Source organism: Mesorhizobium sp. LNHC229A00 (genome assembly GCF_000502415.1).
GTDB lineage: Bacteria > Pseudomonadota > Alphaproteobacteria > Rhizobiales > Rhizobiaceae > Mesorhizobium.
Window position 1 is genome coordinate 169,037 of sequence record NZ_AYWQ01000012.1, and the last position, 26,994, is coordinate 196,030.

At 63.1% G+C, this 26,994-nt stretch carries 26 protein-coding genes and 4 pseudogenes; 15 read left to right on the plus strand and 15 right to left on the minus strand.

Features of this window, described 5'->3' with window-relative positions; genetic code table 11:
* Positions 1-38 precede the first annotated feature (38 nt).
* From coxB to X742_RS147855, 6 genes are read left to right on the plus strand one after another with little or no spacing between them, the layout of a single operon-like run.
* Positions 39-1,010, plus strand: a complete 972-nt coding sequence (coxB, locus tag X742_RS147880; RefSeq protein ID WP_051407673.1) for a cytochrome c oxidase subunit II — start codon at positions 39-41, stop codon at positions 1,008-1,010.
* Entirely contained in the window at positions 1,007-2,983 is a 1,977-nt protein-coding gene (gene ctaD / locus X742_RS147875) for a cytochrome c oxidase subunit I (RefSeq protein WP_023773774.1), read from the plus strand. Before coxB ends, ctaD begins: the two co-directional genes overlap by 4 nt.
* The gene (locus tag X742_RS147870; protein WP_023773775.1) at positions 2,980-3,585 is read left to right on the plus strand and encodes a cytochrome c oxidase subunit III; all 606 of its coding nucleotides are present in this window, start codon (positions 2,980-2,982) and stop codon (positions 3,583-3,585) included. The genes ctaD and X742_RS147870 overlap by 4 nt, the downstream gene beginning before the upstream one ends.
* Positions 3,585-3,926 carry a hypothetical protein gene (locus X742_RS147865; RefSeq protein ID WP_023773776.1) on the plus strand — a complete coding sequence of 114 codons (342 nt, stop codon included), beginning with the start codon at positions 3,585-3,587 and terminating at the stop codon, positions 3,924-3,926. Before X742_RS147870 ends, X742_RS147865 begins: the two co-directional genes overlap by 1 nt.
* Positions 3,923-4,801, plus strand: coding sequence for a cytochrome c oxidase assembly protein (locus X742_RS147860; protein ID WP_023773777.1), 879 nt, complete (start codon positions 3,923-3,925; stop codon positions 4,799-4,801). Before X742_RS147865 ends, X742_RS147860 begins: the two co-directional genes overlap by 4 nt.
* Positions 4,782-5,198 carry a c-type cytochrome gene (locus X742_RS147855; RefSeq protein ID WP_023773778.1) on the plus strand — a complete coding sequence of 139 codons (417 nt, stop codon included), beginning with the start codon at positions 4,782-4,784 and terminating at the stop codon, positions 5,196-5,198. The genes X742_RS147860 and X742_RS147855 overlap by 20 nt, the downstream gene beginning before the upstream one ends.
* On the opposite strand, the gene X742_RS147850 is transcribed toward X742_RS147855, so the two are convergent.
* The 8 genes and pseudogenes from X742_RS147850 to X742_RS1000000175895 form a co-directional block, all read right to left on the minus strand.
* Positions 5,199-6,005 carry an ABC transporter permease gene (locus tag X742_RS147850; protein ID WP_023773779.1) on the minus strand — a complete coding sequence of 269 codons (807 nt, stop codon included), beginning with the start codon at positions 6,003-6,005 and terminating at the stop codon, positions 5,199-5,201.
* Positions 6,002-6,727 (minus strand): ABC transporter ATP-binding protein, encoded by a 726-nt coding sequence (locus X742_RS147845; protein ID WP_023773780.1) that lies wholly within the window; start codon positions 6,725-6,727, stop codon positions 6,002-6,004. The genes X742_RS147850 and X742_RS147845 overlap by 4 nt, the downstream gene beginning before the upstream one ends.
* Positions 6,724-7,686, minus strand: coding sequence for a PQQ-dependent catabolism-associated beta-propeller protein (locus X742_RS147840; RefSeq protein WP_023773781.1), 963 nt, complete (start codon positions 7,684-7,686; stop codon positions 6,724-6,726). The genes X742_RS147845 and X742_RS147840 overlap by 4 nt, the downstream gene beginning before the upstream one ends.
* Positions 7,674-8,849, minus strand: coding sequence for an ABC transporter substrate-binding protein (locus X742_RS147835; protein ID WP_023773782.1), 1,176 nt, complete (start codon positions 8,847-8,849; stop codon positions 7,674-7,676). The genes X742_RS147840 and X742_RS147835 overlap by 13 nt, the downstream gene beginning before the upstream one ends.
* Positions 8,846-9,328, minus strand: coding sequence for a hypothetical protein (locus X742_RS1000000171550; RefSeq protein ID WP_023773783.1), 483 nt, complete (start codon positions 9,326-9,328; stop codon positions 8,846-8,848). The genes X742_RS147835 and X742_RS1000000171550 overlap by 4 nt, the downstream gene beginning before the upstream one ends.
* Before the next feature lie 276 nt (positions 9,329-9,604).
* Positions 9,605-9,907, minus strand: coding sequence for a DUF982 domain-containing protein (locus X742_RS147830; protein ID WP_015317826.1), 303 nt, complete (start codon positions 9,905-9,907; stop codon positions 9,605-9,607).
* Positions 9,908-10,006: 99 nt separating this feature from the next.
* A pseudogene (locus tag X742_RS1000000172840) lies at positions 10,007-10,214 on the minus strand (peptide ABC transporter ATP-binding protein); the annotation flags it as partial.
* Positions 10,133-10,408, minus strand: a complete 276-nt coding sequence (locus X742_RS1000000175895) for a hypothetical protein (protein ID WP_348524183.1) — start codon at positions 10,406-10,408, stop codon at positions 10,133-10,135. The gene X742_RS1000000175895 and the pseudogene X742_RS1000000172840, both read right to left, overlap by 82 nt.
* An 84-nt stretch (positions 10,409-10,492) precedes the next feature.
* On the opposite strand from X742_RS1000000175895, the gene X742_RS1000000175900 reads away from it, so the two are divergent.
* Positions 10,493-10,675: a hypothetical protein gene (locus X742_RS1000000175900; RefSeq protein ID WP_245275592.1), complete on the plus strand. Its 183-nt coding sequence runs from the start codon at positions 10,493-10,495 to the stop codon at positions 10,673-10,675.
* 101 nt (positions 10,676-10,776) lie between these two features.
* Positions 10,777-12,234, plus strand: a complete 1,458-nt coding sequence (locus X742_RS147820; RefSeq protein WP_023773786.1) for an NCS1 family nucleobase:cation symporter-1 — start codon at positions 10,777-10,779, stop codon at positions 12,232-12,234.
* Between the two features lie 36 nt (positions 12,235-12,270).
* Here the strand turns inward: X742_RS147820 and X742_RS147815 are convergent, their stop codons facing one another.
* From X742_RS147815 to tpiA, 6 genes and pseudogenes are all read right to left on the minus strand, one after another.
* The gene (locus X742_RS147815) at positions 12,271-12,810 is read right to left on the minus strand and encodes a DUF1697 domain-containing protein (RefSeq protein ID WP_023773787.1); all 540 of its coding nucleotides are present in this window, start codon (positions 12,808-12,810) and stop codon (positions 12,271-12,273) included.
* An 8-nt stretch (positions 12,811-12,818) separates the two neighbouring features.
* A pseudogene (locus tag X742_RS0137730) lies at positions 12,819-14,183 on the minus strand (CTP synthase); the annotation flags it as partial.
* A 13-nt stretch (positions 14,184-14,196) separates the two neighbouring features.
* Positions 14,197-14,580, minus strand: a pseudogene (locus tag X742_RS1000000172850) (CTP synthetase); the annotation flags it as partial.
* 298 nt (positions 14,581-14,878) lie between these two features.
* Positions 14,879-16,009: a L,D-transpeptidase gene (locus tag X742_RS147810; RefSeq protein ID WP_023773788.1), complete on the minus strand. Its 1,131-nt coding sequence runs from the start codon at positions 16,007-16,009 to the stop codon at positions 14,879-14,881.
* Positions 16,010-16,218: 209 nt separating this feature from the next.
* On the minus strand, positions 16,219-16,695 hold the full coding sequence (gene secG / locus X742_RS147805; protein ID WP_023773789.1) for a preprotein translocase subunit SecG: 477 nt from the start codon (positions 16,693-16,695) through the stop codon (positions 16,219-16,221).
* Between the two features lie 167 nt (positions 16,696-16,862).
* Positions 16,863-17,435 (minus strand): annotated as a pseudogene (gene tpiA / locus X742_RS147800) (triose-phosphate isomerase); the annotation flags it as partial.
* 191 nt (positions 17,436-17,626) lie between these two features.
* Here tpiA and X742_RS147795 point away from each other — a divergent pair.
* From X742_RS147795 to glp, 5 genes are all read left to right on the plus strand, one after another.
* Entirely contained in the window at positions 17,627-19,519 is a 1,893-nt protein-coding gene (locus X742_RS147795; RefSeq protein WP_023773791.1) for a SurA N-terminal domain-containing protein, read from the plus strand.
* Positions 19,516-20,526: an anthranilate phosphoribosyltransferase gene (gene trpD / locus X742_RS147790; RefSeq protein ID WP_023773792.1), complete on the plus strand. Its 1,011-nt coding sequence runs from the start codon at positions 19,516-19,518 to the stop codon at positions 20,524-20,526. The genes X742_RS147795 and trpD overlap by 4 nt, the downstream gene beginning before the upstream one ends.
* A 3-nt stretch (positions 20,527-20,529) precedes the next feature.
* Positions 20,530-21,378: an indole-3-glycerol phosphate synthase TrpC gene (gene trpC, locus X742_RS147785; protein ID WP_023773793.1), complete on the plus strand. Its 849-nt coding sequence runs from the start codon at positions 20,530-20,532 to the stop codon at positions 21,376-21,378.
* A gap of 66 nt (positions 21,379-21,444) precedes the next feature.
* On the plus strand, positions 21,445-21,927 hold the full coding sequence (gene moaC / locus X742_RS147780) for a cyclic pyranopterin monophosphate synthase MoaC (protein WP_023773794.1): 483 nt from the start codon (positions 21,445-21,447) through the stop codon (positions 21,925-21,927).
* Positions 21,927-23,132: a gephyrin-like molybdotransferase Glp gene (gene glp / locus X742_RS147775; RefSeq protein WP_023773795.1), complete on the plus strand. Its 1,206-nt coding sequence runs from the start codon at positions 21,927-21,929 to the stop codon at positions 23,130-23,132. Before moaC ends, glp begins: the two co-directional genes overlap by 1 nt.
* A 32-nt stretch (positions 23,133-23,164) precedes the next feature.
* Here glp and X742_RS147770 read toward each other — a convergent pair whose 3' ends face one another.
* Entirely contained in the window at positions 23,165-23,995 is an 831-nt protein-coding gene (locus X742_RS147770; RefSeq protein ID WP_023773796.1) for an alpha/beta hydrolase, read from the minus strand.
* A 311-nt stretch (positions 23,996-24,306) separates the two neighbouring features.
* Here X742_RS147770 and X742_RS147765 point away from each other — a divergent pair, with 311 nt between their 5' ends.
* A complete protein-coding gene (locus tag X742_RS147765) occupies positions 24,307-25,932 on the plus strand; it encodes an AMP-binding protein (RefSeq protein ID WP_023773797.1) in 1,626 nt (541 codons plus the stop codon).
* Complete coding sequence (gene kynA / locus X742_RS0137740; protein ID WP_245275593.1) at positions 25,929-26,984, plus strand: tryptophan 2,3-dioxygenase; 1,056 nt, start codon at positions 25,929-25,931, stop codon at positions 26,982-26,984. The genes X742_RS147765 and kynA overlap by 4 nt, the downstream gene beginning before the upstream one ends.
* Positions 26,985-26,994 lie beyond the last annotated feature (10 nt).

Genomic DNA, 26,994 nt, shown 5'->3' on the forward strand with positions numbered 1-26,994 from the left:
AGCGCCTTGCGTCGACCGGGTTCGGCACGGCCTGCGTCATGTTTTTGCAGGGATGCTCGGGATGGCAATCAGCGCTCGACCCGAAAGGGCCCGCTGCCAGTGAGCTGGCATGGCTCATCTGGTTTTTCACCGCGCTTTGCGCGGTGATCTGGGTCCTGGTGATGATTGCTCTTGCCACGCCGTTGATGATGCGGTCGCGGGACGGCGCCGAGCCGCTCGTGCTCGACGCCGGCGCCGATCATCGAAAGTTGCGCGTTGTCGTGATCGCCGTCGGGCTGACCGCAGTGATCGTGGTCGGGCTGACCTTGCTGAGTTTCTTCGCCAACAGGACGCTTGCGGCGATCGGCTCCGACGCCGCGCTCACCATTCGCGTTACGGGCCACCAATGGTGGTGGGAAGTGCGCTACGAAGACGCCACGCCGAGCCGCATCCTGACCACGGCGAACGAGATCCACATCCCCGCCGGGGAGCCCGTGCGGCTTCTGCTGACATCGACGGACGTGATCCATTCCTTCTGGGTCCCGAGCCTTTCCGGCAAGCTTGACCTCATCCCCGGTCATATCAATGTGCTCGACATCAAGGCCGACAAGCCTGGCGTATATCGCGGCCAGTGCGCCGAGTTTTGCGGTGCGCAGCATGCGAACATGGGCACCTTCATCATCGCCGAGCCGAAGGAAAAGTTCGACGCTTGGTGGAACGACCAGTTGCAACCATCTGGCCCTCCCGCGAGCGACGAGGCCAAGGCTGGCGAGGACCTGTTTCTAAAGCGCCCCTGCGTGATGTGCCACAGGATCGGGGGCACTCCAGCGGGAGGAACCATCGCGCCGGATCTGACGCATATTGCCAGCCGGCGAACGCTCGCCGCCGGCACGTTGACGATGAGCCGAGGCAATATCGCCGCCTGGATAGCGGACCCCCAAGGCGTGAAGCCCGGTTCCCACATGCCTGTGGTGGAGCTCAACGGCGACGAACTCAACGCCATCGTCGCCTATCTCGAGGGTCTGAAATGAGCAGCGCGGATCTGACCAGCGAACGCGACCTGCCGCCGAAACGCGAGACCGCCACCAAGGGCGACCTGGCTCCCGAGCATGACGGACCGCGCGATACCGGCATGGACGATGCCAGCCTGCACCACTGGCTCACGCGGGCATGGCGCACGCCGCCCGGCATCATCGGAGCCCTGTCGAGCGTCGACCACAAGGTCATCGCAAGGCGCTATCTGATCACGGCCTTCATCTTCCTGTGCCTTGGCGGGCTGAACGCGGTCGCCATGCGAATCCAACTCTCGGGGCCGCAGCGTGGGCTGATCGGGCCGGACCTCTACAACCAGCTGTTCACGATGCATGGCGTCACCATGATGTTCCTGTTCGCTGTTCCTATCGTGCAGGCAACGGGTATCTATCTGGTGCCGCTGATGGTCGGCACGCGCAACATCGCCTTCCCGCGGCTCAATGCATTCGGCTACTGGATCTACGTCTCGGGCGGGGTCTTTGCCTGGACCTCATTCCTCCTCAACATGGCGCCGGACGTCGGCTGGTTCGCCTATGTGCCCCTATCCGGACCGGAATTTTCCCCGGGCAAGCGCGCCGACGTCTGGGCGCAAATGATCACCTATACCGAAGTGTCGTCGCTCGCCGTCGCCGTCGCCACCATCGTCACCGTGTTCAAGCAACGCGCGCCCGGCATGTCGCTGGACAAGATACCGGTTTATGTGTGGGCCCTGCTGGTCACTTCCTTTGTCGTCGTCTTCGCGATGCCGGCAGTCATGATCACCTCGACCTTCCTCATTCTCGACCGGCTTGTCGGAACCCACATTTTCAATCCCGCGGAGGGCGGCGACGCCCTGCTGTTTCAGCATCTGTTCTGGTTCTTCGGTCATCCCGAGGTCTACATCATCTTCCTGCCGGCGACAGGGATGGTCTCCTCCATCATTCCCGCTTTTGCCCGGCGACCGACATTCGGCCATTTAGGGCTGGTCCTGTCGCTGATCGCGGTGGGTTTCCTGTCGTTCGGCCTTTGGGTTCACCATATGTTTGCGACGGGATTGCCGAAGCTCGGGGCGAGCTTCTTCACGGCGTCCAGCATGCTGATCGCCATCCCCAATGGCGTGCAGATCTTCTGCTGGCTGGCGACCTTGTGGGATGGCAGACCGGTGATCCGCACGCCGCTGCTGTTCGTCTTCGGCTTTTTCTTCATCTTCGTTATCGGCGGGCTAACCGGCGTCATGCTCGCTTCGGTGCCGCTCGACCTTCAGGTGCACGACACCTATTTCGTCGTCGCCCATTTCCATTATGTGCTGATCGGCGGATCGGTATTCCCGCTGCTGGGCGCGGCCTATTTCTGGTTCCCCAAGATCACCGGGCGCATGATGAGTGAACGTCTCGGACGCTGGCATTTCGGGCTGGCCTTCATCGGCTTCAACGCGGCCTTCTTCCCGATGCATCTCGTCGGCCTTTGGGGCATGCCGCGCAGGGTCTACACCTATCCGGCGGAGCTTGGCTGGGGAAACATCAACCTGTTCATCAGTGCCGGCGCGGTGCTGTTCTTCCTGAGCTTCGTGCTGTTCACTTTCAACCTGATACATGGCGCATTGAAAGGGGCTCCGGCCGGGGATAACCCCTGGGATGCCGGCACCCTGGAATGGGCCACGTCGTCCCCGCCTCCAAGTTACAATTTCACGCGCATTCCGATCGTGACGAATGTCGAGCCGCTGTGGGCCGAACGAGCGGCGCTCCCTGTCGCAACCGGACTCCGCGTCGATGTCCGCGAGTTGCTCATCTCGACTGTGGCGGAGGCCTACCCTGACATTCGCGAGAAGTCTGCGACGCCGTCGATCTGGCCGCTGCTGGCGGCGATCGCCGTGGGTGGCACGTTCCTCTACTCGATCTTCACGCCGTGGGCGATCGTCTGGGGCGCCGTGCCGATCGCACTCACGCTGGTCGGCTGGTTCTGGCCCAAGGGCGATCCGGAGGACGAGGAATGAACCAGCGGCCCGTCACCGACCTTTCCGCTCTCCCTACGTTCGGCCATGGTCCGCGCAGCCCGACCTGGTGGGGCACACTCGGCTTCATGGCGTTGGAAGGGACGGGCTTCGCGCTGGCGGCCGGCGCCTATCTCTACCTGGCGATGTCATGGCCCAACTGGCGTCTGAGCGCCCCGGAACCTAACCATTGGCCGGGAACCATCCTCACCCTGTTGCTGATCGCCAGCCTAGTCCCAAACCACATCCTCAATCGCTACGCCAAGCATTGCGCAATGGTACCGGTGCGAATCGGCATGGTGGTGATGTCGCTGTTCGGTCTCGCCCCGCTCGTGGTGCGCTGGTTCGAGTTCCCGGCGTTGAACATCTATTGGGACACAAACGCGTACGGCTCGATGCTTTGGGTGCTGCTTGGACTGCACACCACGCATCTGATCACCGACGTGGGCGACACGATCGTGCTGACGGTGCTGATGTTCACTCGCCATGGCTATAGCGGCCGGCGATTCGGCGATGTGGGCGACAACGTATTCTATTGGGATTTCGTGGTGCTCACCTGGATCCCGATCTACCTGCTCATCTACTGGGTACCGAGGCTAGGCTGATGCGCGCGCTGCGGTTGGGAACGTCCTGGGGTGGTCTTCTGTCGGGGCCTTTGGCTTGGGCAATCTCGACGCAGCTGAACTACGCGCTTGTTCCGTGGCAGTGCAATCGCCAGATTCCGGTCGTGCTTCCGATCGCATTGCTGCTGGCCTTGCTTTCGCTTCTCGGCGGCGTGCTTTCTTGGCGGGCACGGCGGCAGGGGGGCGCGGCTTTCAAGCCGGAGCGCACGCGCGGGACCGAGCAATTCGTCGCCGATCTCGGCATTCTTGCGGCTTTGCTTTTTGCCCTCGTCATCGTCATGCAGGGCAGCGCCGCGCTCATTCTCGACGAGTGCCTGCGATGAGCTTCGAGGCCTTTTTCTCAACCTCGATCTGCTATGGCGCCGGCGCGCCCCAAGCGGGATGGACGCTTGCCTTTCCCATCACGCTCCCTTTGGCCGCAATCGCGCTCATCTATGCGCTCGGAGCGAGCCGGCTGTGGCGCCGCAGCAGCCGGGGCCGCTCCGAGCGGACGCGGCAGGTTCTGTTGTTTGCCGCCGGCTGGGGCGTTCTGACCGGAGCACTGGTTAGCCCGATCCATGCGCTTGGCGAACGGGTGTTTGCCGCCCACATGATCGAGCATGAACTGCTGATGGCGGTAGCGGCGCCACTCCTTGTCGCCGCCTGCCCCGGCGCGGCCCTGATATGGGCATTGCCAGCCGCACTCCGCCGAGGGACGGGAAGGCTCACGCACGGCAGGATTGTCCAGGCGATCTGGACCGTTGCCAGCCGTCCCCTCAACGCAACCATCATCCACGGTATCGCGATCTGGATCTGGCACGTTCCCGTCCTGTTCGAGGCAGCGCTTCAGCAGGGCGTGCTGCACTACGCCCAGCATGCGAGCTTCCTCGGCACAGCCCTGCTGTTCTGGTGGGTGATTCTGCCGCGTTCCGGCCGCCAGCAGGCCTGTGGCAGCGCGGTCATGCATCTCTTCTTCACGTCACTGCACACCGGTCTGCTCGGCGTGCTCCTGCTGTTGTCGCCCAGACTCTGGTACCCGCAAAATGCCGGAGGCGCGGCGCTCTGGGGCCTAACCCCCATCGAGGACCAGCAGCTCGCCGGACTGGTGATGTGGGTTCCGGCTGGCCTGATCTATGGCGGAGCCGCCTTGCTGCTTGCCGGCCTTTGGATAAGCAAGAGCGGAACCAGAGAGGTAACCCATGCGCTCCGGCCTGGCTAGGATGGTGAGCGGCGCGCTCGCCGCGATCCTGCTGCTGACCGCGGCAGTCGCCGCGGCGACCTTGTGGTCCGACCGCGCTGATCGTGTTCGCAACGAATCGGACATGGCGACCGGCGGCTTGGGCGCGCGCGCCATTCCGATCATGATCGCGAACGGGTGCTCCGGATGTCATACGATCCCCGGCGTGCCGGGGGCACAGGGCCAGGTTGGTCCACGCCTCGATTCCAGCCTTGCCGACCGGGTCTTTATCGGTGGCGTGCTGGCGAACAATCCGGAGAACCTGATCCGTTGGATACGAGCGGCCAGGGAGATCAATCCGCACACGGCCATGCCATCGACTGGGATCACGGAGCAGCAGGCGCGTGATATCGCCGCCTACCTCTACGCCTTGAAATAATCAGCCCTCGCCGCCGCGCCGGGACCACAGGCCGCGGCCGGGGTCGTAGCCGACCACTGCCGCCAGGAAAAACACGACGAGGCAGGCGAGAACGACAATGGCGGAAACGGGATCGAAGCGCAGATAGAGCGTGAAGCGTATCAGTTCGACCGCCGAACTGAACGGGTTCCATGCGGCGATCGTAGCCAGCACCGGCCCCGCCTCGGCGAGCCGCCATATCGGATAAAGCGCCGTCGAGGCGAAGAACGTCGGGAAGATGACGAAGTTCATCACGCCGGCGAAGTTCTCCATCTGCGTCGAAACGGACGATACCAGCAACCCGAACGCGCCCAGCATCAGGCCTGACAGGACCAACGCCGGAAACACGGCGAGGTAGCCTAGAAGCGGCGGGCGCACGTCCCAATAACGCGCGATCAGCAGGAACAGATAGACCAGTGGCAGACCGACGACGACGCTCGCCAGCAGCCGCGCGGCAAGCAGATACCAGCGTGGTAGCGGCGCTGTCAGCAACAGGCGCATGCTGCCCATCTCACGGTCGTAGACCATTGCCAGCGAGCTTGCCATGGCATGGAAGAGCAGCATCATGGCCGCCAGCCCAGGGACGACATAGACCTCGTAGAGCACGTAGGTCTGATAGGGCGGCGTGATTGACAGGCCAAGCACCGAGCGGAAGCCGGCGGCGAAGATGGCGAGCCAGACCAAAGGCCGTATGATCGCCGAGAGCAGCCGGCCGCGCTGCCGAAGCGTTCGCAACATCTCCCTGCGTAGGATTCCCATGAGCGCCCGCACCGCGTGAGGTGTCTTCATCCCGCCTCCGTCAGCAGATCGAATGCATCGGCGAGGCTGCCGACCGCAAGATCCGCGGCGACGCGGCCGGCGCCGCCGGCCCAGCGCAGCCTGCCCTTGTGCAGCACCACCAGGTCGTCGCCGGCCGATACCTCTTCCAGGAAATGCGTCGCCCAGAGAACAGCAATACCTCGTTCCCGGCACAGCGCGCGTACGTGCTGCTCGATCGCCCGGCGCCCAGGCACGTCGAGCCCGGTCGTCGGCTCATCGAGCAGCAGGATACGCGGCTGGTGCATCAGCGCGCGAGCGATTTCGACGCGCCGCCGCTGACCGCCCGATAGCGAACGGACCGGCTCGTCGCACCGGTCGAGAACCTCCAGCCGGTCGAGTTCCTCGCGCAATCTCGTTTCGCTGATGCCGGTCTCCAGCCCATGCAGTGAGGCGTGATAGCGCAGATTTTCGGCAGCGGTGAGGTCGAGGTCGAGCGTCTGCTGCTGGAAGACCACGCCCATCTGGGCAAGTGCGGCGCCCGGATCGGTTCGCATGGAGTGGCCGAACACATCGATCTGGCCGGATCGGGCATGGTAGAGGCCGGTGACCAGCGAGAACAACGTCGTCTTGCCGGCGCCGTTGCGTCCGAGCAGCACGCACATCCCGCCTTCAGCGACCGAGAACGACACGGCATCGAGGACCCGCCGCTCTCCGAAGCTGTGCCCGAGGCCTTCGAGTGACAGCGCCTTCATGGACCGATCACCACTCCCCAGGGGCCGCGTCCCACCGGCACCGACTTCACCACCTCCTCATTTTCCAGATCGATGAACGAGATGTCGCCGGAATTTCCATTGGCGCTGACCAGGCGCTTCTGGTCATCGGACAGCGCCACATGCCAGGGCCGCTGGCCGACGAGATAGAGGCGGCGCACCGCCAGCGTCTTGGTATCCACTTCGGCCACCCGGTTGGCCGGACCGAGCGCCACATAGGCAGTGGCGCCGTCGCGTGCCATTTCGATGCCGACCGCCTGGACGCCCTCGCGGCGGATACCAGGGACCTCGAACTCGATCTTGCCGGTCTCTGCACGAGACGTGGTGTCGAAGACGGTCACGGTTCCGCGTATTTCGGAAGACACCCAAAGCTGCTTTCCATCCGGGGAGAACGCCACGGCGCGCGGACGGGTGTCGACCAGGAGGTTGTCGAGGAGTTCGAGCGTGCCGGCATCCATGAGATGCACCATGCTGGTGGTCTCCGAGGTGCAGGCAACGTAGCGGCCGTCGGCACTGACCGCCATGCCCTCGGGTTCGACGCCGACGTCGACAGTACCGATAACCTTGGCGGAGGCGATATCGACCACCGAAACCAGATTGTCGTTCTCATTGGCGACGAACAGCCGTTTACCGTCGGGATGCACGACAAAAAACTCCGGATCGGCTCCCGAGGGGAGCTGGCCGATCACCTGCCGTTTGGCAAGATCGACAATGTCGATCCGGTTGTCGTCGCCAACAGCAACGAAGAGCAGCTTCTTGTCTACCGAAGGCGCCATTCCGCGCGGGCGCCTTCCCACATTGATGGTCGTGGACAGGCTCATGCTGGCGCCATCCACCACCGCCACCGTGTTGTCCTGCTCGTTCGACACGTAGATTGTCTCCGCGGCGGCAGGTCCGGCCACGATGGACATCGACAGCAGGATCGCGATCAGAACCTGCATGCGCTTTCCTCCAGGTCGATGCCCAGCGTGTCGAGCGGCGTGCGCTGGTGCAGGAAACCCGGCTGCGGCGAACTGGAGACGAGCAGTCGCGGTCCCGATATCAGGATAGGTTGCCGCATCTGGCCGTCCCATGGCCGGAAGCTCAGACCCTGTCCCTTGAAGCCGGCGAGAAGGAAGTCGCCGCTTCGCAAATACGCCGTAATCGCCGCGGGATCGAGGCTTCGCAGGCGTGTTGCCGCTTCACCGATGCTGCGCACGGCAAGCCAGGCGGCGTAGTCGTAAGCTGTCATCCAGCGCTTGGCTTGCTTGCGAAACCGATCTTGAAGTTGGGTTGCGCCCCATTCCTCGTTGACCGCGCTCCACCCGATCGCCACGAGCCCCTGCGTCCCGGCGACCGGCCGCGGCAATGCGGTTCGGCCTTCGAGATAGGCGCCAAACTCGTCCGCCTCGTCGGCGACGACCAGCACGTCGTAATCACCGACCTGGGTGGCGGCCGGTATTTCGGTCTGCAGCGTGACATGTCCGGTGTCGGCCCGGCCATTGGCCGGCCGGAACGTCCACGGCTTGTCGACGACGATCTCGGCGCCGAAGCGTGCCGCCGAACGGCGCAACGCTGCCGCCATCGCCTGGTCCGCAGGATGCGGGCCGACGAGCAGGAACCAGCGCTGCCACCGTTTCCAAACAAAATATTGCGCCAGGCCGTCGGCGAGCATGGCGCGGCTTGGAACCGTATGCAGGAGGTTCTTGCGGCAGTCCTGCTGGCGGAGCGCATCGTCGGGCGCGCGGCTGTTGAAGAACAGCATCTTGTCCGCTACGGGCGCTGCAACCGCCTGGCTCAGCGTGGCCGCGTCGAGATCGGCCACGACGAAAGTGACGCCCGTGGCGGCCAGGCTGGCGATTGCGTCCTTCGGCGCTTCGCCTGGCTTCAGGACGCGTTCTTCGAGCTTGAAATTCTGCCCCAGGAAGCGCCCCGTCCCGTCGTCGTCGGCGATGCCCAGCCGCGCGCCCTGCAGGCCGTCATCGCTGACGGGCTGGTCGAGCGGTCCCAAAGGCAGGGGTGGCATGCGCGTCTGGCCGATATAGCCGATCACCATCGTCCGCGGTGCCGCGGACCCGGGCGCGGCGACCAACAGAAGCAGCAGGATCGAGAGCGCAAGTTTCATCCCGCTCCGCCTGCCTGCGCTCCGGCTGCGAAACACCGTGAAGCCGATCCGTCATCCCGCGCAATCCGGACGTCACGCATGATATCTGCTGGCGAGCCCTCCAGAACGACGATGCGGTCGGCCAGCGACGAGGCCTGAGCCAAGGTGTGCGTGACAATCAGCGCGGCGGACCGCGGGGCGTCAAGGCTTCGTTCGTGCACCAGCAGAGTTGTATCCGGCGTCAGGTATCGCGCTTCTTTGGGAAACGCGGCCAAAATCGTGATGCCTGCGGAATAGACATTCGTTTTCCCCACGGCGGGACGTCCGGCATGGCGCTGCAACAACTGGAGTTCAACCGCAATGCGGCGCGCGGCGTCGGCGTCTCTGCCCTGCGTGTTCAGTTCTACCCGCAGAGGACTGTTCTGCTGGAGTCGTTCAAGCACGAACTTTACCGTGTTGGCGGCATGCAAGCCGTTGATGGAGCGGTTGGGCGAGTTCATTGACGATCCGAGGATCGGCCACGTCAGATCTTCGCCTCTTCGCCCGCGGGTCGTCAACCGGCGATGGTAGAGCCGGCAATGCCGGTCTGTCCAATCCAGGTGCAATGGCGAGTTTTGCTTCTAGCATGCTTGATATTGACGCCGGTTCGCGATTCGCTCGATTGTGGGTTCAGGGAGAATTGAGAAGCGATACCTCGACATGTCCCGAAAGGGCAGACACAACCTCCATCGCGTCCGTCACGGGCGCGATCCACCAGAAGCAAAGGGGCGTGGCGGCTATCGCCGCAGCGCGTGTATGCTCGCCATGCTGTCGCTGCCCATCGGCAGCGCCATGTCATCGTCGAGAAGCCGCGTGATCCGGGCGAATCCGGTGAACGCTTTTCTGGCTTCCTCCGCCGACATCTGTCCCGACAGGGCAGCCGAGCAGCAATTCAGCGCGCACTGATACACTGGGCCACGTCGTCCCGTCGGCCATTTACGCAAGAAAACCATCGCCTCGGCAACACTATCCACTTCTTCTACAGGATGCCCCTGCCCGCGCGATATCCGCACGGGCGCAAAGAAATGCAGGTAGTCCATTGTTTCCTCCCGGTCGATCGAGATGTGCTCGATCGAACCCTGTGAAACGCCCCGCCTGGCCATTTGTTCCATACGGAAAACAGAAATGTTTAAAGAAATTTAGCGGCCGGATTGGTGCTCCCTCAACTCCGGCCGTTCCGATCGGCAGCGCTCAACCGCGATTGGGCATCGGGGGGCGCTTACGCGTCCCACTGGGCGTCGTCTGCACGACGGGAACGGCCGAGATCAGGGCCTGGCTGTAAGGGTGGGCGGGGGCTGAAAACACCTCTTCCGCCGGGCCCTCCTCGACGATCGAGCCGATATACATGCGATGCGGGTTTCTCCTGGAGATCGGCAAGCAGGTTGACGATCTGCGCGCAACGGTTCGGCCACCAGGTTGCCGACGTTCTTGGCAATGCCGAGCACGCCGCGGACGTGCACCGGGCTGCCTTGCCGGGCCAGCGCGATCAGCAGGCCGACCACTGCGGCCGCACCGCCCATGTCGGCCTTCATATCGAACATCTGCTCGCCGCGTTTTGTGCAGAGACCGCCGGAATCAACACAACGCCGAAATCCAACACGACGCTGGATGATTGTACGCTGATCATGCGTGAGACGATCAATGGCGCTGGAATAGCGCTCGCCGACACGATGACGGCCCAGAATCTGCTGCAGCAGGGCAAACTGGAAGCCGTGGATCGAGAATTCGAATCAACAGGCAGCCCTGTTTCAAAAGCGGCTCACCATCAGGGCCTGTCGATAATCGCCGTTCGCATTGAATATCTTTAAGGCCAAAGCCGGCAAATCGATTGCTTGCCGGTTCCCCTGCGTCAGGCGTAACCTCTGCGGTCAACGCGTGAGGGCGCGTGCTGCAAGAAGGGGACATTGCAATGACGATACAAGGCGCATCGCCTGACCTGTATAATGAAGACCTCGCTCCTGCCAAGGTTCGGAACTGGGGACCGTTCTCGATCTTCAACGTCTGGACGTCGGACGTCCATAGCCTATGGGGCTACTACCTCGCCGCCAGCCTGTTTCTGTTTTGTGGCGGCTTCGTCAATTTCATCATCGCCATCGGCATCGGTTCGCTGATCATCTACGCACTGATGAACATGGTTGGTTACGCCGGTGTGAAGACCGGTGTGCCCTACCCCGTGCTCGCCCGCGCCTCCTTCGGCATCTGGGGCGCCAACATTCCGGCACTGGTGCGCGCCATCGTCGCCTGCTTCTGGTACGGCGCGCAGACAGCGGCCGCCTCAGGCGCCATCGTCGCATTGCTGATCCGCTCGCAATGGTTCGCCGATTTCAACGCCAACACCCATTTCCTTGGCCATTCCGGCCTGGAGGTAATCTGCTTCGTAGTCATATGGGCACTGCAACTGCTGATCATCCAACGCGGCATGGAAACGGTGCGCCGCTTCCAGGACTGGGCTGGCCCGGCGGTCTGGGTGATGATGCTGATCCTGGCGGTCTATCTCTGCGTCAAATCAGGAACCTTCGCCTTCACCAGCGATATTCCAATGGATGTACTGCTGGAAAAGACCAAGGATGCGGGGGTCCCTGGTGATCCAGGGTCTTGGACCGCACTGTTTGCCGTGGCGGCGATCTGGGTGACGTACTTCTCGGCGCTCTATCTCAACTTCTGCGATTTCGCCCGTTATGCCCCCGACCAGGCATCGCTGCGCAAGGGCAATATTTGGGGCCTGCCTATCAACCTGATCCTGTTCTCGCTGGTCGCCGGCGTCACCACCATCGCCGCATACGACGTATACCATGAGGTGCTGCTGCACCCCGACCAGATCTCGGCCAAGTTCGACAGCTGGTTCCTGGCCGCCCTTGCCGCCCTGACCTTCGCGGTGGCGACGCTCGGCATCAATGTCGTGGCCAACTTCGTCTCGCCGGCCTTCGATTTTTCCAATGTCTTTCCCCGCCAGATCGACTTCAAGAAAGGCGGCTACATCGCGGCCGTCATCGCGCTGGTGCTCTATCCCTTCGCACCGTGGGAAGGCAGTGCCGCTTCCTTCGTCAACGTCATCGGCGCAACGATGGGGCCGATCTTCGGCGTGATGATGGTCGATTACTATCTGATCCGCAAAGGTGAAGTCGACGTCGAGGCGCTGTATCGCGAGGACGGCGAGTTCCGCTTCCAGGGTGGCTGGCACGTCAATGCCTTCATCGCCGCCGGCATCGGCGCCATCTTCTCGTCGATCCTGCCCAACTTCACCAACTGGCTGCCGTCCTGGTGGGGCGTCTATGGCTGGTTCTTCGGCGTGGCGATTGCCGGCGTCATCTACTACGTGCTGCGCACTGCGGCCGTGAGCGCCAGCGCCAAGATGGCGAAAGCTTGATGAAACCAAAGCGGGGCGGCCCCGAGCCGCCCCGCTTTACCGCGCGATCATTTCGGCCAGCTTGCGCACGGTGTTCCAGTTGCGCGAGGTGCCGACGCCCATGCGCTTGTGGTTGGCAGCGGCAAGTAGGCGCGAGCTGGGCCTCTCCCTTGAAAAGACGACCCAGATGTCGCCGCCGACCAGAAGCACTTTCTCGTCCGCGGCGGCACAGGCTTGAAGCCCGGATATGGCGTCTTCGGCTACAGGTTTGCGCATTACGCGCACCGCCACCTGGTCGCCGGCTTCCACCGACTCGGTCGGGAATGGATTGCTGCTTGCGAGTTTGCGCCAGTCTTCGGCGGCACGGACGATGATATCGACGTGGCGGCCAAAGGCCTGTTCGAACGCGGATTCCAGCAGCTTCTCGAGTCCGGCGACCGAGATCCTTTCGCTCTCGAAGACCAGGTTGCCGGTCGCCACCAGGGTGCGGACATTCTTCAGGCCGAGGCTTTCCGCCATGGCCTTGAGGTCGGACATGACGACCCGCCGCCCCTCTCCCAGGATGATGCTGTAGAGAAGCGCGACATAGGTCCGCATGGAAGCCGTCAGACCAGGCGGCTCTGCTCCACCGCCGCCTCGATGAAGCTGGCAAACAGCGGATGCGGATCGAGCGGCCGGCTCTTCAGTTCGGGGTGATATTGCACGCCGATGAACCAGGGATGGTCGGGGTATTCGACCGTCTCCGGCAGCACACCGTCGGGCGACATGCCTGCAAACACCAGCCCGCAGTCCTCCAGGCGCTGCTTGTAGTCGATATTGACCTCGTAGCGGTGCCGGTGACGTTCGGAAATTTGGGTGTCGCCATAGATGTCGGCGATCTTCGAACCCTTGGCGAGCTCGGCCTGATAGGCGCCGAGCCGCATGGTGCCGCCGAGATCGCCAGTCGCCCTGCGCTTTTCCAGCATGTTGCCTTTCAGCCATTCGGTCATCAAACCGACGACAGGTTCCTTGGTCGGGCCGAATTCAGTCGACGAGGCATGTTCGACACCGGCCAGCGATCGCGCCGCCTCGATGCACGCCATCTGCATGCCGAAGCAGATGCCGAAATACGGCACCTTGCGCTCGCGTGCGAATTTGGCCGCCAGGATCTTGCCTTCCGAGCCGCGTTCGCCGAAGCCGCCGGGCACCAATATGCCGTGCACCTTCTCCAACCATGGCGTCGGGTCTTCCTTTTCGAAGATCTCCGATTCGATCCAGTCGAGCTTGACCTTGACGTGGTTGGCCAGCCCGCCATGCGAAAGCGCCTCGATCAGCGATTTGTAGGCATCCTTGAGGCCGGTATACTTCCCGACGATGGCGATGGTGACCTCGCCTTCCGGATTGTGGATACGGTTGGAGACTGCCTGCCATGGCTCCATGCGCGGCTTGGGCGCCGGCTCGATGCCGAACGCGGCGAGCACTTCCGAATCCAGACCTTCCTTGTGGTAGGCCATCGGCACGTCGTAGATATGCGGCACGTCGAGCGCCTGGATGACGGCGCTTTCCCTGACATTGCAGAACAGCGACAGCTTGCGGCGCTCTTCCTTGGGGATGGCGCGGTCGGCGCGCACCAGAAGAATGTCGGGCGCGATGCCTATGCCGCGCAGTTCCTTGACCGAATGCTGGGTCGGCTTGGTCTTCAGTTCGCCCGCCGTCGGGATATAGGGCATCAGCGTCAGGTGGACATAGACGGCGTTGTTGCGCGGCAGGTCGTTGCCGAGCTGGCGGATCGCCTCGAGGAACGGCATCGCCTCGATGTCGCCGACCGTGCCGCCGATCTCGCACAGCACGAAATCATAGTCGTCATTGCCGTCGAGGACGAAGTTCTTGATCTCGTCGGTGACGTGCGGGATCACCTGCACCGTGGCGCCGAGATAATCGCCGCGCCGCTCGCGCTCGATGATGTTCTTGTAGATACGNATAGTCGTCATTGCCGTCGAGGACGAAGTTCTTGATCTCGTCGGTAACGTGCGGGATCACCTGCACCGTGGCGCCGAGATAATCGCCGCGCCGCTCGCGCTCGATGATGTTCTTGTAGATACGGCCGGTCGTGATGTTGTCCTGCTGATTGGCGGACCGGCCGGTGAAGCGCTCGTAATGGCCAAGATCGAGGTCCGTCTCGGCACCGTCATCGGTGACGAACACCTCGCCGTGCTGGTACGGCGACATCGTGCCGGGATCGACGTTCAAGTAGGGGTCGAGTTTTTTGATGCGTGCGCGATAACCTCGCGCCTGCAGGAGAGCCCCAAGGGCCGCTGCGGCAATGCCTTTTCCAAGTGAGGAAACCACGCCGCCTGTGATGAATACATATCGCGCCATGGGAGTCATCGCTTAACGCGGCCGGATTGATTCCGCCAGAGAAAAAACCGCCGCGAAGGCTTTTTCCCAAAAAGGCGCTCGGACCATGATCCCGAAAAGCGGGATCCGGTTTTCGGACAGGCATCACCGCCAAAGGGGTTTTGACCGGGGACCTTAGAGCAATTCCAGGAAAAAGTGCGTAGCGGTTTTCCGTCCGGAATTTGCAGTAAAAACAAAGCCGTTACAGAGATTCCATCAAACATTGAATTGCGCTAAGCAAAACAAAAGGGCCGGCTGAGCCGGCCCTTTCGGCATGATGACGGAAACGTCAGATGATGACGACTTTGGTGCCGACCCGGACGCGGCTGTATAGATCCATGACGTGCTCGTTCATCATGCGGAAGCAGCCATTGGACGCGCTGGTGCCGATCGACTGCGGCGCGATGGTGCCGTGGATACGCAGATGCGTGTCCTTCCTGCCGTCATAGAGATAGATAGCGCGGGCGCCGAGCGGGTTCTGGCCGCCGCCGGCCATGCCGTCCTTGTACTGGCCGTAGTGCTTGGGCTCGCGCTTCTGCATGTCGAGCGTCGGGATCCAGCGCGGCCACTCCTGCTTGTCACCGACCGCGACCGTGCCCTTGAACTGCAGGCCTTCGCGGCCGACCGCGATGGCGTAACGGCGTGCGGTGGTCGACGATTCGACGAGGTAGAGTCGGCGAGCGCTGGTGTCGATGACGATTGTGCCGGCGTCATAGCCGGTGAATTCCACGTCCTGAGGCACGAATTCCGGCTTCACCTTGAACGGCTTCTTGGCGTTCTTCTGGGCAAGTGCCGAGTCGAGCGCGCGTGTCTCGGGCAGATAGCTGATCGATGAGCCAGACGAGGTTCCACCGAACAGACCCGCGAACAGGCCGCCGCTTGACTGCTTCTGGCCGCCGACGACCTCGCTGCGCAGTTCGCCATTGTTGCCCGTCAAAGCGACATTCATCGCCTCGGCTGGGATGGCCTCGGCCGCCGGGATCGGGGTGACAGGTTCGATCGGTTCGATGATCTTGACGGTCTTCTTGGCCGGCTTGGCGTCGGCCAAGTCCGTTGCCGCCGCTTTCTGGCCCTTGCTGACTAGGAACGCCTGCCGATCTGCGTCAGCCCTGGCCTTGGCCGCCTCGCGCATCGCCATTTTCCTGGCATCGAGCGCCTTGGCCTTGGCATCCTCCTTGTCAGCGACGATCTTGGCCTCGATCTTCTTGATCTGGGCGAGATCCTCCGGCGTGGGGCTTTTCTTCTTCTTGAGAAGCTTCAACTGCGTCGCATCGCTTTTGGCAGCGACGGGGATGGCGTCGGTCTTTTCAGGCGATACCGACTGTTGTGCGGCCATGTTTGCCGGCATGGCGGCGGAGGCCGGGGAACTCATGCCGATTGCGGCGCAAAGTCCCAGGAAAATGAAGCTGCGAAGCTGCATGGCGAAGATCCGATCGTTCAATGCTTGTTGCCCACGGCGTCGCCCGACGTCCCCCAAGGACGCCGAAAATGCCGCGTGCAATCTATAGTCGAATAAGCGCGTATGCCTCAAGCGCGAGACCGCGCCGCGGTCCGTCGAATCTTCGTGATTGCGCAGCATTTGCCGCGACTGTGTTCAAACGAACACAGATCGCGGTTTCGAACGTAAGGTTATTGGTTGGGAACCTGAGGCGACGCCGGCGCGGTGTTGGTGGTTCCATTGGCCGCTGGCGGCGTGGTGCCGCCGGCGGGCGCGGTGGCCGGGGCAGTTGCCAGCGGTTTTGTCGCGGCGTCGTTGCCGGACGGCGGCGTCGGCGTGGTGTTGCCGGCGGGTGCCGGCGTGGCCGTACCCGGCAATTGGTTGAGCACGCCCTTGCCGGCGCCATCCGAGGTCGCGGGAACCCGATCGAGAATGTCGATCGGCTTTTCGCCGTAGCGGGCAATGATCGACAAGGTCAGCGACGTCACAAAGAACGCTGCCGCCAGGATCGCCGTCGCCCGGGTCAACGCGTTTGCCGCGCCGCGCGCGGTCATGAAGCCCGATCCGCCACCAATGCCGAGACCGCCGCCTTCGGAGCGCTGCAGCAGCACCACGCCGACAAGGGCGAGCACGACCATGAGATGGATGACGATCAGTACGGTTTGCATAATTTATCCTGGCAAGGCCCTGCCCGGCCGCGGACACGGCCGGTGAATTGGAGGCGGCTCAATACAATGCTTTCACGGCATTTCCAAGCCCGTGGCCGGAATATGGGAAGCAACGCCCCCTTTGCAACGAATTTGGAAGGGATGAGACCCCGCCATCCTGGTGAATCTCAGCCCGCAATGCTGCGATAGGCTTCGGCGATACCCAGAAAATCAGCCGCTTTCAGGCTGGCGCCGCCGACCAGCGCGCCGTCTACATTCCTGACGCCCAGCAGTTCAACGGCATTGGAGGGCTTGACCGAGCCACCGTAGAGGATGCGCATCCTGGCGGCGGCGGTCCCAAGTTTTTCCGCCAGCTTTTCGCGGATATGCGCATGCGCCTCGGCCACATCGGCCGTGGTTGGCGTAAGGCCGGTGCCGATCGCCCACACCGGCTCATAGGCAATGACGGTGTTGGATGGCGTGGCGCTTGGCGGCACTGAGCCGGCGACCTGGCGCGACAGCACCTCCAGCGTGGCTCCAGCCTCACGCTCCTGCCGCGTCTCGCCGATGCACACGATGGCCACGAGCCCGGCCCGCCAGGCGGCGGTGGCCTTGGCCTGGACCGTCGCATCGTCCTCGCCGCTTTGCTCGCGACATTCGGAATGGCCGACAATGACGTGGCTGGCGCCTGCGTCCTTCAGCATCTCCGCGGAAATACAGCCGGTATAAGCACCGCTTTCCTTGGGATGACAGTCCTCGCCNCAGACGTGTGCTCTTCCGATCTCAATCGGGCGAATTCCTGGCGTCATGGTGTGCTTCTCCGGGCGATATCAAGCTCTGGCCCTCACTACCAAAATCAGGCCACAAAGCAATCGACAGTGGGCCGGAAGGGCGCTATTGCGCTTGTTTCAGACTCGGCGCATGCGAAAATGCGCATAAATCGGAAGTAACCATGCTTGGTGTATTGAGAAGCGCGGCGGGTACCTGGGTCGCGAAGACATTGCTTTCGCTGCTGGTGGTCAGTTTCGCCGCCTGGGGCATCTCCGGACGGCTGATGGGCGGCTTTGCGGGCCACGATTCGGTGATAACGGCCGGCGGCACCAAGGTATCGATCAACGAATACCGCCTCGCTTATGACCGCCAGCTCGCCGTCATGTCGCAGCAGTTTGGTCAACGCCTCACTCATGAACAGGCAAAGGCGCTCGGCATCGACAACCAGGTGCTGGCGCAACTCGTTTCCGGTGCCGTCCTCGACGAGCAGGCACGCAAGCTCGGCCTCGGCCTCTCCAAGGACCGGCTGGCCGAACTCACCCGCGAAGATCCGGCTTTCAAGGGCCCTGGCGGTCAGTTCGACCGAAGGACATTCGACTACATGCTGCACCAAGTCGGCATGCGGCCCGAGGATTATCTGAAGAACCGTGCCCAGGTGGCGGTGCGCCAGCAGATTGTCGAGGCGGTCTCGGACGGCCTCAAGGCGCCGGACACGTTTTTCAAGGCGGTCGCGCTCTATCGAGGTGAAGACCGCACGGTCGACTATTTGACTTTGCCTAGGGCGCTGGTCGAGCCGATCGCGGCGCCGAGCGACAGCGTGCTTCAGGCCTATTTCGAGGCCAACAAGAAAAGCTATGCCGCACCTGAATACCGAAAATTCTCCTATGTCCGCCTGGAACCGGCGGACATCATGGATACGACCGCGGTCACCGACCAGCAGGTCAGTGACGACTATAACAAGAACAAGGCACGCTACACCACGCCCGAAACGCGCACCATCGAGCAGCTTGTGTTCAAGACGCCGGATGCCGCCAAGGCGGCGCTCGATTCGCTCAAGGCCGGCGCTACCTTCGACAAGCTGGTGACCGCCGAGGGCAAGACCCCGGTCGACACGCTGCTTGGCACGCTCGCCAAGGACAAGATCGCCGACAAGGCGGTTGCCGATGCCGCCTTCGCGCTCAACGCCAACGAAGTCAGCCAGGTCGTGCAGGGCGCCTTCGGTCCAGTGCTGCTGCGCGTGACCGAGATCAAGCCCGAGGTGGTAAAGCCGCTCGCCGAAGTGTCCGACCAGATTCGCAAGGACCTGGCGCTGGGCGAGGCAAGCCGCATCCTTTTGGATGTGCACGACAACTATGAAGACACCCGCGCATCGGGTAGTTCGCTGGCCGACGCGGCCGCCAAATTGAAGCTTAAAGACATCACCATCGACGCCATCGACCGCAACGGCCTGAGGCCCGATGGCTCCATAGTCAAGGACCTGCCGGAATCGCCGGCGTTGATCAAGGCCGTCTTCGATGCGGAGCCGAACACCGAAAACGAGGCGCTGACCACGGCGGACAACGGCTTCGTCTTCTATGAAGTCGGTTCGATCACACCGGCCCGCGACCGCACTCTTGATGAGGTGCGCCAGAAGGTTGTCGCCGACTGGACGGCGGCCGAGACCGCCAAGCGGCTCGCCGCCAAGGCGGACGAACTCGAGAAGCGCCTCAAGGCCGGTGCCACGCTCGACGTCATCGCCGGCGAACTCAAGCTGGAGAAGCAGACCAAGCGCGGCTTGAAGCGCGAAGCCGACGATGCCGATTTCGGCAAGGAGGGCGCCGCCGTCATGTTCGGCGTCGGCGAAGGCGGCACCGGATTGATCCCCTCGCCCACCGGCGACGGCCAGATCCTGTTCAAGGTCGCCGAAGTGTTCGAACCGGCCGGCGCCGACGCCAACTCGGTGCCGGACGACGCGCAGAAATCATTCACCTCCGGCATGTCCGACGACCTGCTCGACCAGTTGGTGGCGCAGTTGCAGACGCAGTACGACGTCCGCATCGACCGGGCCGCCGTTGCCCAAGCCTCGACAAGATGAGCGCGCTGAAAACCCATATTGCCAAAGTCGCGACCGGCACCGCCCTGTCCTTCGAGGAAGCCTGCGAGGCCTTCGACATCATCATGTCGGGCGATGCGACCCCAGGCCAGATCGGCGGCTTCCTGATGGCGTTGCGCGTACGCGGCGAGACGGTGAGCGAAATTTCGGGCGCTGTCGCCACAATGCGCGCCAAGATGCTGCGCGTCGATGCTCCTGACGGCGCCATCGACATCGTCGGCACCGGTGGCGACAATTCGCACTCGGTGAACATCTCGACGGCTTCCGCCTTTGTCATTGCCGGCAGCGGCGTGCCGGTCGCCAAGCACGGCAATCGCGGCCTGTCCTCGCTGACCGGCGCGGCCGACGTGCTGATTGCCCTTGGCGTCAGGATCGACATCGCGCCGGAGCTAATCGGCAAGTGCATCCATGAAGCCGGCGTCGGCTTCATGTTCGCGCCAGCGCACCATCCGGCTATGAAGCATGTCGGTCCGGTTCGTGGCGAGCTTGGTACGCGCACCATCTTCAACCTGCTCGGCCCGCTTTCGAACCCGGCTAGCGTCAGGCGGCAGATGGTCGGCGTGTTCATGCCGGAATGGATCATGCCGGTGGCCGAAACGCTGAAGGCGCTCGGCACCGAGCATGCCTGGGTCGCTCACGGCGATGGTTATGACGAGATCACCACCACAGGCGAGACACAGGTAGCCGAACTGATCGGCGGCGAAATCCGCGGCTTCACGCTGACCCCGGAAGAGGTTGGACTGAAGCGTCATACCAAGGATGAGTTGCGTGGCGGTGATGCGGCCTACAATGCCAAGGCCTTGCGCGATATGCTGGGCGGCACCGCCGGCGCTTATCGCGACACGGTGTTGATGAATGCCGGCGCCGGACTGGTGATTTCGGGCAAGGCTACGACGCTCCGTGATGGCATCGCCATCGCCGCACAGGCCATCGACAGCGGCCGGGCGCTGCAGGTGCTCGACCGGCTGGTCGAGATTTCGAACGGGTGAACCGTGTCTGACATTCTGCGCAAGATCGAAGCCTACAAGCGCGACGAGATCGCCGCCGCCAAGGCACGCGTGCCGCTGGCAGAGATCAAGGCGCGCGCGAAGGACGCCGACGCGCCGCGCGGGTTCCTCGCCGCGCTCGAAGCGAAGCGCGGATCGGGTGGTTTCGCACTGATCGCCGAGATCAAGAAAGCAAGCCCGTCCAAAGGGTTGATCCGTGCCGATTTCGATCCGCCCAGCCTGGCCAGGGCCTATGAAAAAGGCGGCGCGGCCTGTCTTTCCGTGCTGACCGATGCGCCCTCCTTTCAGGGCGCACCGGAGTTTCTGACCGAGGCGCGAGCAGCCGTGACGCTGCCCGCCCTGCGCAAGGATTTCCTGTTCGACCCTTACCAGGTCTACGAGGCGCGGGCCTGGGGCGCGGACGCCATTTTGATCATCATGGCCAGCGTCGATGATGCCATGGCCAGCCAACTCGAATCGACCGCTTTCGAGCTCGGCATGGATGCCCTGATCGAGGTCCACGATGAAGCCGAGACGGAGCGAGCGCTGAAACTGTCATCGCAATTGATCGGCATCAACAACCGCAATCTGCGGACATTCGAGACCAGCCTCGATACGTCGGAGCGGTTGCGGGCGATGGTGCCGGGCGGTCATTTGCTGGTCAGCGAAAGCGGCATCTTCTCGCATGACGATTGTCTTAGACTGCAAAGGATGGACATCGGCGCCTTCCTGGTGGGCGAGAGCTTGATGCGCCAACGGGACGTGACCGCTGCAACGCGCTCGCTGCTCACGGGCAAGGCGTCCGATGCATCGGGCCGAAAATCGGAATCGATTTTCGGAGAGCACGATGCATAGAGTCAAAGTGACAGAGCGCACTCTGTGCGTCCGAATGGACGCACGTCGCTCTATGGCGATTTGACGATGACAGGCGCTCTCACCCATCTTGGCGCACAGGGCGAGGCCAATATGGTCGATGTCGGCGGCAAGGACGAGACGACGCGCACCGCGATCGCCGAGGGTTTCGTCTCGATGCAGCCTGAGACGCTGAAGACCATCCTCGCCGGCAATGCCAAAAAAGGCGATGTGCTCGGCACGGCGCGCATAGCCGGCATCATGGCGGCGAAGAAGACGCATGAACTGATCCCGCTCTGCCACCCCCTGCTGCTGACCAAGGTTTCCGTGGACATCGAGCCTGACCATGCTCTGCCCGGCCTGAAGGTCACCGCCCTTGCACGCGTCACCGGCAAGACCGGCGTCGAAATGGAAGCATTGACGGCAGCTTCGGTGGCCTGTCTGACCATTTACGACATGGCCAAGGCGGTGGACCGCGCCATGATCATCTCCGGCATACGGCTGGTCGAAAAGACCGGTGGCAAGTCCGGCGACTACAAGGCAGGTCTCTGATGGCACTGGTTCCGGTCGCCGACGCGCTCGAGCGCCTGCTCGACGACGCAATGCCGCTGGCAGGCGAAAGCGTCCCGCTCAACGAGGCGATCGATCGTGTGCTGGCTGCACCGGTCATGGCGCTGCGCACCCAGCCGCCCTTCAACGCTTCGGCCATGGACGGCTATGCAGTGCGAGCCGCTGATGTCGCGTCGGTCCCGTCGAAACTCTCGGTGGTCGGCATGGCGCCCGCCGGACGTGGCTTTGACGGCGCGGTCGGCCAGGCACAGGCAGTGCGTATCTTCACCGGCGCACCGTTGCCTGACGGCGCCGACACCATCGTTATCCAGGAAAACGTCCGGGATCTCGGCGGCGGCAACATCGAAGTGATCGAGCCCACCGCCACGTGGCGTAACATTCGCCGCGTCGGCCTCGATTTTTCCAAGGGCGACGTGCTGCTGGAGAAGGGGCGCGTGCTCGACCCGGCGGCACTGTCGCTGACGGCATCGGCCAATCATCCCCGAGTAAGCGTGGTGAAACGGCCGCTGGTCGCCATCATCGCCACCGGTGACGAGCTGTTGCCGCCCGGCAGCGAACTCGGGCCTGACCAGATTATTTCGTCCAACTCCTACGGCGTCGCCGCTGCGGCACAATCGGTCGGTGCCTGTGCGCTCGATCTCGGGATCGCTGCCGACCGCAAGGACGATATCGCCGGCCTGGTCAGGAAAGCAGTCGCGGCGGGCGCCGATGTCATCGTCACGCTGGGCGGCGCCTCGGTCGGCGACCACGACCTGATTCATGACGTGCTGACCGGCGAAGGCATGACGCTCGGCTTCTGGAAGATCGCAATGCGTCCCGGCAAGCCGCTGATGTTCGGGCGCCTCGGCGCTATCAGATGCATCGGCCTGCCCGGCAACCCGGTAGCAAGCCTGGTCTGCTCGCAACTGTTCCTGAAGCCGCTTCTGGCACGGCTGGGCGGTCGCGACCATCGTCAGGACATCCGCCCGGCACGGCTGGGCGCCGCACTGGCGGCCAATGATCTGCGCCAGGATTACGTGCGGGCGGTGGTCAGGGAAGATGACGGCGAACTGGTGGCGACGCCGTTCGGCATCCAGGATTCCTCGATGCTGAGAATGCTGGCCGACGCCAACGGACTGGTCGTGCGCGCGCCTTTTGCCCCTGCGTCCGCCGCGGGCGACGCTTGCAGGGTTCTGATGTTACGCTGAAGAATTGCATCATAACCAGCCGATAACTGGACCTATTCCGAGATCAATGTTTGCGTCAACGCATGCGCCGGATCGGCAAGGCCATCGACAACGTCGTAATGATGCCGGTCGGGCTCGACCACGGTACTGGTGGTGGCGCCAAGTCCGGTCCAGATGTTGGCCAGCAACGCATTCTGGCGCAGGAACTCGGAACGCTCTCCACCGCCGGCCCAGCAGGTGATGCGGACACCATCGATTGGCCGCAGCAGCGCCGGGCTTTCCGTCAACGCCTCACGCTCATCGATTTTCAGCACGGCGTTCATGCCGGTGCGCATCAGCGGGCGCAAATCGTGCAAGCCGGATATCGAAACGACGTGGCGTATGCGCCGCACGACATCGGTGGCGAGCGGTGTGGTTGTGGTCACCATGCGGCTGGCGAGATGTCCACCGGCCGAATGTCCGGTCAATATCAGCGGTCCCCCGACCATTGCCGCCGCTTTGCCGATCGCCGCCCCGATTTCGCTGACAATTCCGGAAATGCGGGTGTCCGGGCAGAGCGTGTAGGAAGGCGCAGCCACGGCAAAGCCATTGCCGACCGCGCCCTTGGCGAGATGCGACCAGCCGCTTTTATCGGACTCCAGCCAGTAGCCGCCATGGATGAACACGACGAGCCCCCTGGGCGTGGCCTCCGGCAGGAAAAGGTCGAACCGGTTGCGCGGCCGATCGCCATAAGCGATGTCGAACCGTGCCCGGCCCTCCCCCGACAGTGCGTCACGGAACGCTTGCGCCGGTCCTGACCAGGCGGCCGGCCAACGGTCGCTGCCGGCAATATTCGGGCCGTTGGCGTAGGCATTGTCCCAATCGGCAATGCGATGGTCGAGCATCGGCACCCTCCCCGAAACAGCGTCGTCTCCGCGTAGCAATGGCCGCCACCATGTCGTGCGTCAAGGCTTTGGGGTGGAACATTTTAGGCTTGAAACAAATTTCGACTGGTGCGATCCTCCCTGCAGAAGAACCGACAGAATGGGAGGTCCGCTGTGCTGTCCGAACCTGCCGATGGTCACCTTTCCGGTGACATGTCGACAAGAGTGTAGCCGGCCGCACGAAGCCTTCCGCGAGAGACAGGAATTCAGATCCACCGCCTCCCGCCACGTGCCTTGCACGCTGGCCGGCGGCAGACAGGGATAGCGGCGACATGCTTGGGCCTTCAGCGCATACCGACACGTTCACGCGCGATAATCTGCCGCCGCCCGAGCAATGGCCTGACTTCCTGCTCGACGGCTTCGACTATCCAGAACACCTCAATGCCGGTGTCGAATTGACCGACAGGCTGGTAGAGAAGGGCCTCGGTGACCACACCGCGCTGATCGGCAACGGCCGCCGCCGCACCTACAAGGAACTGTCCGACTGGACGAACCGGCTCGCCCATGCGCTGGTCGAGAACTACGGCGTCAGGCCGGGCAACCGGGTGCTGATCCGCTCCGCCAACAACCCGGCAATGGTCGCCTGCTGGCTGGCCGCCACCAAGGTCGGTGCTGTCGTGGTCAACACCATGCCGATGTTGCGCGCCGGAGAACTCACCAAGATCGTCGACAAGGCCGAGATCACGACCGCGCTCTGCGACACAAGGCTGATGGACGAGATGACCGCCTGCGCCAAGGACAGCGCATTCCTGAAGCAGGTGATCGGCTTCGACGGCACGGCCAACCATGACGCCGAGCTCGACCGCGCCGCCCTTGACAAGCCGGTTACCTTCACCGCCGTCAGCACCGGCCGCGACGATGTAGCCCTGCTCGGCTTCACTTCGGGGACGACCGGCGTGCCGAAGGCGACGATGCATTTCCACCGCGACCTGCTGATCATCGCCGATGCCTACGCCCGTGAAGTCCTGCAGGTGACGCCCGACGACATCTTCGTCGGCTCGCCGCCGCTCGCCTTCACCTTCGGCCTTGGCGGGCTTGCCATCTTCCCCCTGCGCTTCGGCGCGGCGGCAACACTGCTGGAACAGGCGACGCCGCCCAACATGGTCCATATCATCGAGACCTACAAAGCGACCATTTCCTTCACCGCGCCGACCGCCTACCGGGCCATGCTGAAGGCCATGGACGAAGGCGCCGATCTGTCATCGTTGCGCGTTGCCGTCTCGGCCGGCGAGACCTTGCCGGCTCCGGTCTTCGAAGAGTGGACGCGAAAGACCGGCAAGCCTATCCTTGACGGCATCGGCGCCACCGAAATGCTGCACATCTTCATCTCCAACCGCTTTGACGACAGGAAGCCCGCTTCGACCGGCAAGCCGGTGGGCGGTTACGAGGCGCGCATCGTCGACGAGGAGATGCGCGAGGCGCCGCGTGGCGAGACCGGACGGCTGGCGGTGCGCGGGCCGACCGGCTGCCGCTACATGGCCGATGACAGGCAGAAGGACTATGTGCGCGACGGCTGGAACCTCACCGGCGATACCTTCACGCAGGATGAGGACGGCTTCTTCCACTTCGCCGCACGTTCCGACGACATGATCGTCAGCGCCGGCTACAACATCGCCGGACCCGAGGTCGAGGCGGCGCTGCTGTCGCATCCCGATGTCGCCGAATGCGCGGTCATCGGTGCCGAGGATGGCGAGCGCGGCCAGATCGTCGAGGCGCATGTCGTGCTGGTGCAAGGTGTCCCGCCAGACGCAATGACCGTCAAGCGCCTGCAGGACCACGTCAAGGCAGCCATCGCGCCCTACAAATATCCCCGATCCGTCAAATTCATCGCCGCTCTGCCGAAGACCCAGACCGGCAAGATCCAGCGCTTCCGGCTGCGCACGGAGAAGATCAAGTGAGCGAGCCTTACGATCCGGCCTCCGAAGGCGCAGAGATGTCGTTCAAGGAGCGCATGTCCTACAGCGACTATCTGCACCTGGAGAAAGTGCTGGAGGCCCAGACGCCGATGTCCTCGGCGCATGACGAAATGCTGTTCATCATCCAGCACCAGACATCGGAATTGTGGATGAAACTCGCTTTGCACGAGATTGGCGCGGCGATCCGCTCGATCCGTGCCGACCGCCTCGAACCGAGCTTTAAGATGCTGTCGCGTGTCGCCCGCATTTTCGAGCAGTTGAACAATGCCTGGGACGTGCTGCGCACGATGACGCCCAGCGAATACACCGAGTTTCGCGACTCGCTCGGCCAGTCCTCGGGTTTCCAGTCCTGGCAGTATCGCGCCATCGAGTTCATGGCCGGTAACCGCAACCTCGCCATGCTCGGGCCGCACAAGCACCGGCCGGACCTCAGCCAGAAGCTTGAGGCGATCCTGGCGGAGCCGTCGCTCTACGATGAAGCGCTGCTGCTTCTGGCGCGCAATGGCTTCGACATCGGGCCGGACGCAAAGCGCACGGATTGGCGCGAGACGCGGACCGAGAACGAAGAAGTCCTGGTCGCCTGGCAGACGGTGTACCGCGATCCGCAGCGCTACTGGATGTTTTATGAACTGGCGGAGAAGCTGGTCGACTTCGAGGACTATTTCCGCCGCTGGCGGTTCAACCACGTCACGACCGTCGAGCGCATCATCGGCCTGAAGCGCGGTACCGGCGGCACGTCGGGAGCCTCCTATCTCAAGAAGATGCTCGAGGTCGTCCTGTTTCCGGAACTTTGGACNAGACGTGTGCTCTTCCGATCTGATCCGCAGCGCTACTGGATGTTTTATGAACTGGCGGAGAAGCTGGTCGACTTCGAGGACTATTTCCGCCGCTGGCGGTTCAACCACGTCACCACCGTCGAGCGCATCATCGGCCTGAAGCGCGGTACCGGCGGCACGTCGGGAGCCTCCTATCTCAAGAAGATGCTCGAGGTCGTCCTGTTTCCGGAACTTTGGACGGTTCGCACCCGGCTTTGAACTCTCGTTT

Coding starts and splice junctions, on each gene's coding strand:
- trpD (WP_023773792.1), top strand. CDS start 19,516: ATGAGCGCGCTGAAAACCCATATTGCCAAAGTCGCGACCGGCACCGCC.
- ctaD (WP_023773774.1), top strand. CDS start 1,007: ATGAGCAGCGCGGATCTGACCAGCGAACGCGACCTGCCGCCGAAACGC.
- X742_RS1000000171550 (WP_023773783.1), bottom strand. CDS start 9,328: ATGAACTCGCCCAACCGCTCCATCAACGGCTTGCATGCCGCCAACACG.
- glp (WP_023773795.1), top strand. CDS start 21,927: ATGGCACTGGTTCCGGTCGCCGACGCGCTCGAGCGCCTGCTCGACGAC.
- X742_RS147795 (WP_023773791.1), top strand. CDS start 17,627: ATGCTTGGTGTATTGAGAAGCGCGGCGGGTACCTGGGTCGCGAAGACA.
- coxB (WP_051407673.1), top strand. CDS start 39: ATGTTTTTGCAGGGATGCTCGGGATGGCAATCAGCGCTCGACCCGAAA.
- X742_RS147850 (WP_023773779.1), bottom strand. CDS start 6,005: ATGAAGACACCTCACGCGGTGCGGGCGCTCATGGGAATCCTACGCAGG.
- X742_RS147830 (WP_015317826.1), bottom strand. CDS start 9,907: ATGGACTACCTGCATTTCTTTGCGCCCGTGCGGATATCGCGCGGGCAG.
- secG (WP_023773789.1), bottom strand. CDS start 16,695: ATGCAAACCGTACTGATCGTCATCCATCTCATGGTCGTGCTCGCCCTT.
- X742_RS147770 (WP_023773796.1), bottom strand. CDS start 23,995: ATGCTCGACCATCGCATTGCCGATTGGGACAATGCCTACGCCAACGGC.
- X742_RS147820 (WP_023773786.1), top strand. CDS start 10,777: ATGACGATACAAGGCGCATCGCCTGACCTGTATAATGAAGACCTCGCT.
- X742_RS147810 (WP_023773788.1), bottom strand. CDS start 16,009: ATGCAGCTTCGCAGCTTCATTTTCCTGGGACTTTGCGCCGCAATCGGC.
- X742_RS147840 (WP_023773781.1), bottom strand. CDS start 7,686: ATGCAGGTTCTGATCGCGATCCTGCTGTCGATGTCCATCGTGGCCGGA.
- X742_RS147845 (WP_023773780.1), bottom strand. CDS start 6,727: ATGAAGGCGCTGTCACTCGAAGGCCTCGGGCACAGCTTCGGAGAGCGG.
- X742_RS147765 (WP_023773797.1), top strand. CDS start 24,307: ATGCTTGGGCCTTCAGCGCATACCGACACGTTCACGCGCGATAATCTG.
- X742_RS147870 (WP_023773775.1), top strand. CDS start 2,980: ATGAACCAGCGGCCCGTCACCGACCTTTCCGCTCTCCCTACGTTCGGC.
- X742_RS147835 (WP_023773782.1), bottom strand. CDS start 8,849: ATGAAACTTGCGCTCTCGATCCTGCTGCTTCTGTTGGTCGCCGCGCCC.
- X742_RS1000000175895 (WP_348524183.1), bottom strand. CDS start 10,408: ATGTTCGATATGAAGGCCGACATGGGCGGTGCGGCCGCAGTGGTCGGC.
- X742_RS147855 (WP_023773778.1), top strand. CDS start 4,782: ATGCGCTCCGGCCTGGCTAGGATGGTGAGCGGCGCGCTCGCCGCGATC.
- X742_RS147865 (WP_023773776.1), top strand. CDS start 3,585: ATGCGCGCGCTGCGGTTGGGAACGTCCTGGGGTGGTCTTCTGTCGGGG.
- X742_RS147860 (WP_023773777.1), top strand. CDS start 3,923: ATGAGCTTCGAGGCCTTTTTCTCAACCTCGATCTGCTATGGCGCCGGC.
- X742_RS147815 (WP_023773787.1), bottom strand. CDS start 12,810: ATGCGGACCTATGTCGCGCTTCTCTACAGCATCATCCTGGGAGAGGGG.
- X742_RS1000000175900 (WP_245275592.1), top strand. CDS start 10,493: ATGCGTGAGACGATCAATGGCGCTGGAATAGCGCTCGCCGACACGATG.
- moaC (WP_023773794.1), top strand. CDS start 21,445: ATGACAGGCGCTCTCACCCATCTTGGCGCACAGGGCGAGGCCAATATG.